Genomic DNA, 12,653 nt, shown 5'->3' with positions numbered 1-12,653 from the left:
TCCTTCACGGTTTGGCGGGCTGTATGCGCGTCAGGTGATCCTCAATATGCTGGTGCAGATTGGAAGCCGACATCGGATCGTGCCCCGGCAATCGCTTCAATTCGCGTAAATCCTGCGGTGAAACATCGTACCGTTCCTTGAACAACCGGGTAAACTGCGCGCGATCTGAAAAGCCGCATTTATAGGCGACCTCTTTCAGCGTTTCCGCCTTACCTTTGCTATGGATCAGATAGCGATAGGCCAAATCCAGACGCTTTTGCCGAATCAATTTGGTGATGCCGTCATCCTGCTCGAACTGCCGGTACAGATGCGAGTGGGAGAGTTTGAAATGCGCCATGATCGTCTTGGGGCTCAAACGCCGGTCGCGAATATTCAGATCGATATAGTCGATCACCCTTTGCCGCATCGTCTGGTCAATGGCGCTCGATTGTGCCGGCGAGAGCGCAACGCCATTCACCGCCGCCACCAGCAACAGCACAAGCGCCTCCTTGATCGCCGGTATTTCACTCTCCTGAATGAAATCCAGCGCGCCATCCAGACTCAAGATGAAATCGAACAACACCTGATTGATGTTCACATTCCGCGGCAGAACCAACCCATGCAGGTCATTCGCAGGAAACCACTTATTGATCTCGAACCGCGGGATCGCCAGGGTCACTCGCGCACCGGCTTCCTTGTGGCTGTCCAGAACTTTCGTCAGGTCCACGAAAAACATATCACCCGGCTGCACCTGAACATAGGTGCCATCGAAGTCACCGGTATATTCCCCCGACAGGACAAGCTGCAGCAGGCAGATATCCAAATTCGAGCGCGCAATGATCTCCGGCGTTCGCCGGCAAATCTGCTCGTTGAATGTTGTGTCGCCCAGCACCATGCTGTCAAAAATCCGTGAGCGAATGGTGCCGATCAGTTCAGCATGACCATCCTCGTCCACCGGAGAGACTTCGTATATAAGCTTCGATACTTCCTGCCAGAAGGCAGTGCGATATTTTTCATCCACCATGTCGGTTGAGAGAAAAAATTCCGACACTATTTACCAGCCTTTCGTCTAGCCACGCAGAATATTGTGGGCAAAAATTATTTCCTGAGACTATCTGGAGATCGACCCGTATTCTTCCTGAACCTCGCCAACCCAGCAGGCTTTAAGGTTTTTATGCAAAACAACTGCCACAATTTAAGTAGTGACCCGCTCACAAGCAGACCATCTTTTTATATTTCTTTTTAAATATAGACCGACATTTTTATATTTCCAAATAAAATCTAATATCTATCGATATTTATTAGCTTGAGATAATATTGCACTGAATATGGGATAAAAGCGTATTGCTCGACTGTGATTTTTACATATAGCTCATTCCGAGGAGAATAAAACACTCTGTTTCATTATGAAACAGGTCCGCCCCCATAGTTATGCATAAGATCAAGTTCTTCTAAGGCCAGTTATCGCAACAACGGGAAAGTTCGTTCTTTCCGAGACGGCAGATATTTGCCTCTTGAGAACTGGTCACTCAATCCTTTCAAACACAGGATCTCGCGAATGGACCACGAACTGACAAGCCGGCTTAGCTTCTCACGACGTTCGTTTCTTAAGGTGGCGGCAGCTTCGGCGGCAACTGCCCTTGCGCCAGAAATTGCCTTCGCTGAAGACAAGACTTTTCCAGCCGGTTTCAAGTGGGGCGTCGCTTCCGCCGCCGCGCAGGCAGAGAGCCGCGCCGGGCGCGGGCGCAGCAACTGGGACGTTTTTGCCGATATTTCAGGTCGAATTCGCGACGGCTCAACCAACGTGAAAAACACGCAATTCGAGACGCGTTACGGCGAAGAGTTTGCCCTGTTGTCTCAAGCCGGTTTGAACACTTTTCGCTTTTCTTTCTACTGGTCACGCATCCAGCCCGAAGGACCGGGTGCGCCAAGCGCCGCTGCGTTGGACTTATATGACCGTATGATCGACGAGATGCTTCGGCTCGGTCTTGATCCCATGGCCACCATCCTGCATTTCGAAAACCCCATTTGGGCCGGTGATTTCCGCAATCGTGAAATCATCCAATATGCAACCGACTATACCGAAATTATAACGCGCAGGTTTGGCGACCGTATCAAGCTTTGGATTGCCATGAACGAGCCTGGCACCGTTTCCACCTTCGGCTATGGTTCGGGACGCTTCGCGCCAGGTTACATATCCTTGAGGGCAATGGGGGATGCGATCCATCATCAAAATGTCGCGCAGGGCCTTATCATCGCGGCCGCCCGGGCGAATCTGCCGAAAGACGCGAAGGTCGGCACCACGCTCAATCTCCAGACTGTCCGATCCAAATCCAACTACCCGGAAGATGAAAAAATCGTCCGAACCATGGATGCTTACTGGAACACGGCCTATCTCGATCCGCTGTTCGGGCAGGAATATCCAGCAGAGGTGCACGCACTGGTCGCTCCAGTCGTCCAGCCCGGCGACATGGAAATCATCGCCGCGAAACCTGATTTTCTCGGCGTGAATTATTACTCACGCTTTTACGTCAAGGCCGAGCCGCACACGCCACTCGGCTTCGTGCAGGACACGCCTCCAGATAATCTCGAGCTCACCAAATATCTGCCCTACGAACCGGATGGGTTTTCTGAAACCCTGCTGCGGGTCCACAATGGTTATGGCGCACCCGACATTTACGTTACTGAATTTGGCTTCCCGGTTGACGAACCCAATACAGTCGTCAATGGCGTCGTCGAGGACACAACGCGAATTCATTTTATCAAGGGCTATGTTGAGGAAGCCTATAAGGCGATGCAGAAGGGCGTCAACCTGAAGGGGCTGGTCTACTGGTCTTCCACGGACAATTGGGAATGGAACGAAGGATTTGCAAAGAACTTCGGCCTGATAAAGGTTGACCCCACAACAGAGAAGAGATGGCCGAAGCGTAGCCTCGAATATTTCGGAAAATGCTGCAAAACCAATAGCATTGTTTAAGCGCCCTCCCTTTGAGAGCGGTCCCGACACTCGCCCACAACAATGTTGTTGAACAGCGAATGCCGGGATCAAACTACCGGCTTTCTTCGAAAGAATAGTGTTGCGTTTTCATCCAGCATAACGCTGTCGGCCAGCCTAAAATCAAACAACGAATTCAATCTGCGGGCACAAGCGTTAGCGTTCCGACCTTTATACATTGGAGGGCAAATGGCTCGCGTGGGGTATTTTCTGGTTGCCGTAGCAATCCTTGCTTCGTCTTTGACTTTCGAAGCGTGCGCCGAAGCTACCAGCGGCAAAATCGAGCTGCAGCATGGATGGCGTCTCATCCGGGACGACGACGCGAATGCAGCACAGATCGACGTGCCGAATGCGCCGCTTGGCGACGCAGGCTATGCTATCCAGACGATGCCCTCCACCGTTTTGAACGCGCTCAGCAAGGCAGGGGTCTATAAAGACATCTACTATGGGGACAATCTTACCAAGGTAGACAACACCCTGTGGAAACACCAATGGTGGTATCAGACCAAGCTCGATGTTCCAGAAGGGCACGACCGTTACACGCTCATCTTCAACGGGCTAAACTATCGTGGTGAAATCTGGCTGAACGGCCAAAAGATCGCAGGACCCGACACCGTTGTCGGCATGAGCCGCAAGTACGAGTTTGACGTCACGAAGCTGGTCCATCCCGGCGCAAATAATTTGCTGGCGGTTAAAATCACCCCGGAGCAGCGCACCCCAAGCCTGACATTGGGTGACAGCCTTAATCCGGGGAAAGGCGAAGGTGTCGATCTGACCGACACATGGATGGACTGGATCAACTTGAAATATCTGGGCGACTACGCGACAAAAACCTCCTTTATCCCCGATAAGGGCGCAGGTATCTGGCGCAAGGTCTATCTCACCTATGGCGGCGATGTTGCCTTGCGCAATCCTTATGTCAAAGCCGACCTGTCGGTGCCAGATCTGAAGACGGCGAAGCTCGATGTCTATGCCAATCTGATCAACCGCTCTTCAGAGCCCGTTACGGGGGTGCTGCGCGGCGAGATCACCCGGGAGGATAAGCCCAGCATTCACCTTGAAAAGCCCGTTACGCTCAAAGCCAACGAAACTCGCGAAGAAAGCTTTACCCCGGAACAGGTCAAGACGCTGACGGTGAATAAGCCTGATGTCTGGTGGCCCTATATCTGGGGCAAGCCAAACCTCTACAATCTGAAACTCACCTTTAGCATCGGCGACAAGGTTTCCGATACAGCAACGACGGATTTCGGGATACGCAAGATCACGCAGCACATCGACAACTCCAAGCTGTTTCCGAAGTTCAAGAACCCCGGCAGCTTCTATATCAAGGTCAATGGCCGTGATTATCTGATCCGTGGCGCGGCCTATACGCCCGACCTGTTGTTCGACAACAATCCGCAGCGCGATCGCGACATCATTCGTTATGCGAAAGACCTTGGCGTCAACATGCTGCGCTGGGAGGGCAAGTTCGCCGATGATGACATGCTGGAGCTGGCCGACAAGGAAGGCATCCCGGTCATGCGCGGCCTCATGTGTTGCGGATCGTGGGAACTGTGGAGCCATTGGGACAAGGAAGACTACGCCGTCGCTTATGCCACAGTTCAGGACATGATCGCGGATTTTCGCTCGCATGCCTCGGCCTTCATCTGGGCGAATGGCAGCGATGGACTGCCCCCGGCTCCCGTCCTTCAGGAATACCACGCCATTCTGAAAAAGATGCATTGGCAAAATGCGGTGGTCGATACGGTGTCCGCCCGCAACAGCGACTGGAGCGGTATCCATATGGCGGCGCCCTATTCATGGCGCGCGCCCGCCTTCTGGTTCAAGGGCGACATCATCGGCGCGATGGGCTCCATCGCTGAATCGGGCAATGACGAGACTATTCTGCCGCTGGAGAGCTTGAAAAAATTCCTGCCAGCGGACAAGCTCTGGCCCATCAATGATTTCTGGTATATGCGCGCCGGTTCCGCACCCGGCAACAGCACGCTTGAAAGCGCCAAGGCGGCCATTGCCAATCGATATGGGCCTGCAGACAGCGTTGAAGATCTTGCGCGCAAGGCTCAGCTCACGACCTATGAAAATGTCCGCGCGCAGAACGAAGCCTATGGCGCGCTGGGTGGGGACGCCCACAAGATGACGATTTTCTGGATGCTTAACAGCCATTGGCCATCCTTCTTCGGTCATCTCTTCGATTACTATATGAAACAGGGCGGCGGCTATTTCGGAGCCAAGAAAGCCCTGCAGCCTTTAAGCGTTGTTTTTGACGGCTATGCGACCGGCAACCATTCCAAAGCCAAAATTTATCTCGTCAACCAGACTCTGGGGGGCTTGAAAAACCTAACAGTCAACGCCCGGCTCTACGACATAAACGGCAAGCTCAAGCACGAGAAGAATGTGACCGTCAAAACCACCAGTCCTACCACCTCGACAGTCGCCATGACGCTTCCCTTATTTCGTCCGCCTGCAACTCCGCGATGCCAAGAACGAAGTGCTTGCGGAGAACACATATTGGCAATCGGCAAAGGACGACATTCCTGAAAACATGAGTCCAGACTCCATGATGGACGCCATGATACTCAAACAAAAGCAATGGGCTGACTTCACCCCGCTCAACACGATGCCGAAGGTGGAACTCAAAACCACACTTGAAGAAATCGCCTCCCAAGACGACTTCCGCCGCTTCAAGATTTCGCTGAACAACCCGACCGACCACATCGCTTTCTTTGTCCGGGCGGAGCTTCGGCAAGACGATAGTTCCGGTGAAATTCTGCCCATCACCTATGACGACAATTACGTCACGGTCTATCCCCGCGAGACGCGCGAAATCACCGCGGCAGTCTCAAAGGCACAGATCAACGGGCAGAAGCCGGTTGTCGCTATCGAAGGTTACAACACCCACTGATTGCCACTGTAAAACCAACATCACTGAACCTCTGGATCAGAGCAGGCTCATGAAACCACTAGTCCAAACCCTAAAGCCTATCCTCTGGTCCGTTCCGGCGACGCTCCTCTGCTTTGGCGCACAGGCCGCAGAAAACGGTCTCGGCTTCTACCTGCTGGGGTCCAAGGGGCCGATGGCTGCGATCCTACCCGCGCCCGGGCTCTATCTGCAGAACGACACCTATTTCTATCGCGCAAGTGCCGGTGCGTCCGCGCCGCTGCCGCTGGGCGGCGTGGTTGGTTTCGGTGTCGATGCCAAGGCCGTTGTCGACCTCCCAACCTTCATATGGTCCACGCCCTATGAACTTCTGGGAGGGCGGCTGGCCTTTGGCTTGACCACACCCTTCGGCCATCAGAGTGTCGATGCTGATCTGGTCTATGGACCCTATTCGGGCGATATCGACAACAGCGTTACCAGGATCGGTGATCCGGTTGTCACCACCACAATCGGCTGGAACAGCGGCGACTTCCATTGGAGCCTCAATGGTATGGTCAATGTTCCCATTGGGGACTACCAGAAGGACTCGCTCGCCAATATTGCCTTCCACCGTTGGGGTGGCGATCTTTCCGCTGCGGGAACCTGGTTCGACCCGGCGCGCGGCCTCGACATATCCGGCGTGATCGGTTTCACCTTCAACGGAAAAAACCACGAAACCGATTACCGCACCGGAACCGAATTCCATGTGGAAGGCGCGGTTTCGCAATATTTCTCGAAACAGTTCTCGCTCGGTGCCATCGGCTATTATTACCAGCAGATCAGCGACGACAGCGGCAGCGGAGCCGTGCTCGGCGGCTATCGCGGGCGCGTGGCGGCACTCGGTGTAACCGCGAGCTACAATTTCGAATTCGATAAAACACCGGTTCAGGCGCGGGTGAAATTGCTGCGCGAGTTTCACACCGAAAACCGGGTCGAGGGCACCGCAGCGTTTCTTACGCTTTCGGTTCCGCTTTACGTGAGCAAATGACCCGGCAATTTGGTCACGTCGAAAGCCCAGCGTGAATGGATCAGGATGTTAAAATGTTGTTAATATTTACTATTCGATTATATTAGCAATATATAATTTGATGACGACTTAATTAAAGAAAACACTTTCGGAAACTTCTTTTACTGTTTCAAATATAATTTATATAATTTATCCTAATAAGCGATTCTATACCTACCGAAAGAACCGCTATGCCTTTATCCGCCTCAGCGCAACTTACGATTTTGCGGCCATGACACATTTAAACATGCAGTCTTGCGCAAGGCACTTCACCCCATAGCACCCTGCGTCGCAGGATCAGCGTTGAAGCCCCAGCACGACGCAAGCTCCCAAACAATCTGAACAGACACAGCCGACCGTGCCCCCACGAAAGTCGGCGGGCCAAGACAACCGACGTTGGTTGTCCCTTGAACTATGCAGGATAATTTGATGCGGACCTACCCATTGCACAAACTGGCAGCCGTCCTTTCTGCGAGCACGGCGCTGCTTGCATTTCCTCTTACCGCAAATGCAGCGGACGTCGAATACATAGGCCCATCAGCTGGCGGCCTTTGGAGCACAGCAGGCAACTGGAGCAACAATGCTGTTCCAACAGCCGCTGACACTGTGATCATCAACCCGGGCACCCAAAGCATATCAATCAGCTCCGGACAAACCTATGCCGTTGGCAGGATCGACGTTCTTGACGGCTCCACTCTAAATGGCAACGGTATTGGAGGCTCGAACTCTGGCGGTACGTTAGTTATTTACGGCGTCGACGGGATTGGCTTCCATTCCTCCGCCAGCGGGTCGGGTGGTCAAGGCCCCAGAAGATTTCAACTTGTCAATGATGTAGCGTTCGTTGTCGACAATCCGAATGGCAGCACTGTCACACTTGCATATTTCGGCGCTATTGGCTTGACCGACAAGACACTCACTATCAACGCAACCCATGCCAATAATACGGTCGTCATTAGTGGGGCGATTTCCGGAACGGGCGGCATAGTCAAAACGGGCGACGGTCTGCTATGGACGGGCGCAGGAACCCACAGCTATACCGGCATCACGGATATTCAATCGGGCACGATTGAGCTCCGTGCCGCAGGAAGCTTGAAAACATCCAGCCTCATCAACGTAGATGGATTGTTTGACGTTACGGCCATCAACGCCGCTTCTACATCGATCCAGACCTTGACTGGCACGGGCGAGGTTCGGCTTGGAACCAAGACACTCGAGATCACAAACGCAAGCACAACATATGCCGGCGATATCAGCGGCACGGGCGGCGTCACGATCAGCAGCGGTGTTCTCACTCTGGCTGGCGCGACCAGCTATAGCGGCGCAACGTCGATTGCAGCCAGTGCGCGCCTTCAGCTCGGTGCGGGCGGCGCGACGGGCAGTCTGGCCAGCCAGCAAATCTCCAATGAGGGCGAACTGGCATTCAACCGCAACAATGCGTTTGATTTCAGCGCGGACATTTCTGGAAACGGTGCCGTGTTCCAGAGCGGAACGGGCACCACCACCCTGACGGGCAATAACACCTATAGCGGCGACACCAATATCGAAGCCGGAACCCTGAAAGCGGGTGCGACCAACGCCTTCAGCACGTCATCGGCTTTTACAGTTTCGTCCGGCGCGACGCTCGATCTCAACGACATGGATCAGACACTGGTGACGCTCGCCAATGCGGGTAATGTCAATTTCGGCACATCGACCAGCAACAATCTCCACATTACCGGCGATTATGTCGGCAATAACGGCATGCTGACGATCAATGCCGTTCTTGGCGACGACACGTCGAACACGAACACGATCGTGATTGATGGCAATACGTCGGGCACCAGCTTCCTCCATGTCAATAATCGCGGTGGAACGGGCGACAGCACGACGCTGGGCATCGAAGTCATCAAGGTCAACGGCAGTTCTGACGGTGATTTCATACTGGACGCGCAATATCGTGCAGGCGGCAGCCCCGCTGTGGTGATCGGCGCGTATGAGTACGGCCTTTATAAAGGCAATGCTGAAGGTCAGAACACCAATGACTGGTATCTGATTTCCAAGAAGACGCCAGTGATCCCCACGCCAGATCCAGACCCAAATCCGGAAAACCCCAACACCGAAAACCCAGTTCCAGAGAAGCCGGAACCACAACCGGAAGGCAAGCTGCAAGCCGGTGCGCCGGTCTATGAGGCCTATTCGCAGCATCTGCTTGGGATGAACGGCGTCTCTTCGCTGCGCCAGCGCACGGGCAACCGCGTGTGGGTGGGGCAAACCACGTCTTCCGACAAGGAAACCGCAACCTCCATGGGCAATGGCGTCTGGGGCCGCATTGAAGGCGCGCATAATCGTCTTGAAGCCGACTACAGCACCACCGGAACCCAAATCCGTCAGAACATCTTGAAGATGCAGGCGGGTATTGACGGCGCGTTTCTGGAAAATGAGCAGGGTCGCCTCGTTGGCGGCATCTTCGGCCAATATATGCATGGCAAAACCAGAACATCGTCCAGCGAATTCGTGTCCGGCGATATTTTCACGGATGGTTATGGCCTCGGTGGAACCCTGACCTGGTATGGCGAGAACGGCTTTTATGCAGACGGGCTGGCGCAGGCGACATGGTATGACAGCGACCTGACCACATCGGCAGAAGGCGCATCGGCGCTCGCCACCGGAAGCCATGCTTTCGGCTATGCGCTGTCGCTGGAAAGCGGGCAGAAACTCGCCATCGACAACGATTGGTCGGTCACGCCACAAGGCCAGCTGGTCTATTCCTCGGTGGACGCCGACAACTTCATCGACGGTTTCGGCAGCGCCGCGCGGTTTGATCGTGGCGAGAGCCTGCAAGGCCGTCTTGGCCTCAATCTCGATTACGCATCTTCCTGGCAGAACACCAGGGGCACAACCGACCGCGCCAGCCTCTACGGCATCGCCAACCTTTATTACGAATTCCGCGACGGCACCCGTGCCGATCTCGCAGGCGTCAGTCTGGCAAGCCGTCAGGATCGTCTGTGGGGCGGTCTCGGCGTCGGCGGCAGCTATGATTTCGACAATCGGCGCTATTCCGTGTTCGGCGAAGGACTGGTCAACACAAGCCTGAATAATTTCGGCAACAGCTACACGCTGAAGGGCAATGTCGGCCTGCGCGTCAACTGGTAAAAGCACGGCAGAGCGGCTTCGCATCACGAAGCCGCTCTCAATTATGTTACAGGGCCGATTGAACCAAATCGCCAGAGCCGCGTTTATTAAGCATTCGTTAACCATAACGGAGGCTGTCATGCTCTGGTACTACCGACTGGAAACCAGTTTTGCCGCCGCATTCGTGATCGCTGCGGCAGTCACACTCTGGTTGATGTGAGGCGGAGGCCAACACCGCCCACTTTCTCCAACACCACAACAACGGAGGACCACACTATGCAGTGGCTCCATTGGATCGCGTTTGGAATGATTGCCGCCATGCCACTTGTCGTGTTCGGCATTACTTATCTTGAACTGGGTCGCAAATGATCTGAAATGATCGGGCTCGGCATCATCCGTCAGGGGACAGATGATGCCTTGCCTGCATAATGTCGTTCTCTTTCATGAGAGGCAAGACCACAATTTCGGATGACTTCTGTGTATGCAGCCCTTATGCACAGGAGAACGATTTTTCCCGGTTTTGCTGCATGAAAGGACATCACGATGAGCGACGCCATCCTGATTACGGTCGATGAACTGTTCGAACTCGTGAAGGACACACTCCGCAACGCCACATTCAGCGATGACCATGCAGCCGCAATCGCGCGCACCATCGTCGCCGCAGAACGCGACGGCTGCAAATCGCATGGCATTTACCGCATCGAAGGCTGCCTGCGCACCGTGAAGAGCGGCAAGGTGGCGACCGATGCCGTGCCCGTGCTGACCGTGGATGACAGCGCTGTGGTGCGCGTCGAAGCTCATGGCGGCTTTGCCAATCTCGCATTCGAAACCGGCAAACCGGCGCTGATCGAACGGGCGCGCAAGCTCGGTCTGGCCGCCCTCGTCATCAATGATTGCACCCATTTCGCAGCCCTCTGGCCGGAAGTGGAAGCGCTGGCCGACGAAGGCCTCGCAGCCATGGCCATGTGCCCAAGCTATGCGACCGTTGCGCCTGCGGGCGGCAGCAAGCCGCTTCTTGGCACCAATCCATTTGCGTTTGGCTGGCCGCGCACTGGCGAAAACCCCTATGTGTTCGATTTTGCAACCAGTGTCGCGGCACGCGGCGAACTGGAACTTTACCGCCGCGCGGGCAAGCAATTGCCGGAAGGCTGGGCGGTTGACGCCGAAGGCAATCCGACCACCGATCCGGAAGCAGCCCTCGCAGGCGCCATGCTGCCCTTCGGCCAGCACAAGGGTTCGGCCATTTCGACCATGATCGAGCTTCTGGCCGGTTCCATGATCGGCGATTTCAGCAGCCCGGAAGCGCTCGCCTATCTCGGCACCACGACAATTGCCCCACGCCACGGTGAACTGATCCTCGCTTTCGACCCGACACGCATGGCCGGTGGGCGTCTCAATCCGATCCAGCACGGCGAAATCCTGCTGGAAGCCATTGCCGGTCAGGGTGCGCGCCTGCCGTCCCAACGCCGTTTCGCGGCCCGCCGTGAATCGCTCTCCAAGGGCATTTCGCTGACGCAGGCGGAAATGGAACAGCTCGAAATGCTGCGCCAGAAGGGCCTCGACGCCGTCGCGTAGTTCGGACCGCAACCAAACAAAAACCCCGCCAATTGGCGGGGTTTTTTATTTGCGAATTTTATAACGTTCAGGCTGCGTATTTCGCGACCGCGCCGCCCTGCTTGTTCCACTCTGCATACCAGGTCTGAAACAGCTTCAGCTGCGCTTCGCAATAACCGCGCTGGGCATCGGACAGCTTGTCCGTCTCGTTGAAATGCAGTTCATATTCCGGGTTTCCGGTCACGACCATCATGTGCTTGTAGAACAGGACGAGGTCCGGGCCTTCATCGAAGGAAGACAGCACGCCAAGTGCGGCTTCCAGTTCAAGCGCGGCAGCGCGGGCCTCAACATCGCCCGCAGCAGCGGCCTTGGAAAGCGATACCAGATGCTGCACTTCTTTCGGCAGCACATTGCCGATTCCGGTGATGGCCCCCTTTGCGCCGCAATTGACGAAGCCGTGGAACACGCCCGTATCGACACCGACCATCAGGGTCACATCGTCATCGGCGCTGGTGATGTTTTCTGCCGCATAACGCATGGCTTCCGCCCCGCCGAATTCCTTGAAGCCGATCAGGTTCGGATGCTCAGCGCGCAGCGCGAAGAAAAGATCGGCACGGGTGGCAAAGCCGTAATAGGGGCTGTTGTAGATGACCGCCGGAAGATCGGGCGCAGCCGCCAAAATGGCCTTGAAGTGCGCCTTCTGGGCGGAAATCGACGAACCACGCGACAGAACGCGCGGGATGACCATCAGGCCCTTTGCACCAACTTTCTGGGCATGAGCAGCGTGAGCGACAGCGGAAGCCGTGTTGACCGCGCCGGTGCCGACGACGACAGGCACGCCAGCCTTGGCCAGCGCTTCAACGCCCGCCATGCGCTGTTCGTCGGTGAGAAGCGGCCAGTCGCCCATCGAACCGCAATAGACGACGGCAGACATGCCAGCGGCGATCAGTTCCTTGCCCTTGCGCACCAGCGCATCGAAGTCCGGCGTACGGTCTGGCTTGCATGGCGTCATGAGTGCGGGAATGCAGCCGGAAAAAATATCAGAAGTCATGGTCCTGTCCTTGAATCTCTTCAACGCGTTTTTCAATCAA

The 12,653-nt window shown here is 55.2% G+C and carries 8 protein-coding genes; 6 read left to right on the top strand and 2 right to left on the bottom strand.

What is annotated here, in order from left to right; all coding sequences use genetic code 11:
* Positions 1 to 4 precede the first annotated feature (4 nt).
* Positions 5 to 1,030, bottom strand: a complete 1,026-nt coding sequence (locus tag D8666_RS17785) for a helix-turn-helix domain-containing protein (RefSeq protein ID WP_124915913.1) — start codon at positions 1,028 to 1,030, stop codon at positions 5 to 7.
* Between the two features lie 507 nt (positions 1,031 to 1,537).
* Between D8666_RS17785 and D8666_RS17780 the strand changes: the two genes are divergently transcribed.
* The 6 genes from D8666_RS17780 to D8666_RS17750 all read left to right on the top strand — a co-directional run bounded on the left by D8666_RS17780 (position 1,538) and on the right by D8666_RS17750 (position 11,583).
* Positions 1,538 to 2,956: a glycoside hydrolase family 1 protein gene (locus tag D8666_RS17780; RefSeq protein WP_109367842.1), complete on the top strand. Its 1,419-nt coding sequence runs from the start codon at positions 1,538 to 1,540 to the stop codon at positions 2,954 to 2,956.
* A gap of 207 nt (positions 2,957 to 3,163) precedes the next feature.
* Positions 3,164 to 5,512 (top strand): glycoside hydrolase family 2 protein, encoded by a 2,349-nt coding sequence (locus D8666_RS17775; protein ID WP_167836114.1) that lies wholly within the window; start codon positions 3,164 to 3,166, stop codon positions 5,510 to 5,512.
* Positions 5,513 to 5,543: 31 nt separating this feature from the next.
* Entirely contained in the window at positions 5,544 to 5,876 is a 333-nt protein-coding gene (locus tag D8666_RS17770; protein WP_147438011.1) for a glycoside hydrolase family 2 protein, read from the top strand.
* Positions 5,877 to 5,925: 49 nt separating this feature from the next.
* Positions 5,926 to 6,879, top strand: coding sequence for a SphA family protein (locus D8666_RS17765; RefSeq protein ID WP_109367844.1), 954 nt, complete (start codon positions 5,926 to 5,928; stop codon positions 6,877 to 6,879).
* A 915-nt stretch (positions 6,880 to 7,794) separates the two neighbouring features.
* Positions 7,795 to 10,029, top strand: a complete 2,235-nt coding sequence (locus D8666_RS17760) for an autotransporter family protein (RefSeq protein WP_167836113.1) — start codon at positions 7,795 to 7,797, stop codon at positions 10,027 to 10,029.
* Between the two features lie 522 nt (positions 10,030 to 10,551).
* A complete protein-coding gene (locus tag D8666_RS17750) occupies positions 10,552 to 11,583 on the top strand; it encodes an Ldh family oxidoreductase (RefSeq protein ID WP_109367847.1) in 1,032 nt (343 codons plus the stop codon).
* A gap of 67 nt (positions 11,584 to 11,650) precedes the next feature.
* On the opposite strand, the gene D8666_RS17745 is transcribed toward D8666_RS17750, so the two are convergent.
* Complete coding sequence (locus tag D8666_RS17745) at positions 11,651 to 12,613, bottom strand: dihydrodipicolinate synthase family protein (RefSeq protein ID WP_121538895.1); 963 nt, start codon at positions 12,611 to 12,613, stop codon at positions 11,651 to 11,653.
* Positions 12,614 to 12,653: the final 40 nt, after the last annotated feature.

The sequence above is a fragment of the Ochrobactrum soli genome (assembly GCF_003664555.1).
Taxonomy (GTDB): domain Bacteria; phylum Pseudomonadota; class Alphaproteobacteria; order Rhizobiales; family Rhizobiaceae; genus Brucella; species Brucella teleogrylli.
The sequence above is the reverse complement of the archived record's forward strand: the minus strand, read 5'-3'. Positions and strand labels throughout refer to the sequence as shown.

Coding starts and splice junctions, on each gene's coding strand:
- D8666_RS17775 (WP_167836114.1), top strand. CDS start 3,164: ATGGCTCGCGTGGGGTATTTTCTGGTTGCCGTAGCAATCCTTGCTTCG.
- D8666_RS17770 (WP_147438011.1), top strand. CDS start 5,544: ATGATACTCAAACAAAAGCAATGGGCTGACTTCACCCCGCTCAACACG.
- D8666_RS17745 (WP_121538895.1), bottom strand. CDS start 12,613: ATGACTTCTGATATTTTTTCCGGCTGCATTCCCGCACTCATGACGCCA.
- D8666_RS17765 (WP_109367844.1), top strand. CDS start 5,926: ATGAAACCACTAGTCCAAACCCTAAAGCCTATCCTCTGGTCCGTTCCG.
- D8666_RS17750 (WP_109367847.1), top strand. CDS start 10,552: ATGAGCGACGCCATCCTGATTACGGTCGATGAACTGTTCGAACTCGTG.
- D8666_RS17780 (WP_109367842.1), top strand. CDS start 1,538: ATGGACCACGAACTGACAAGCCGGCTTAGCTTCTCACGACGTTCGTTT.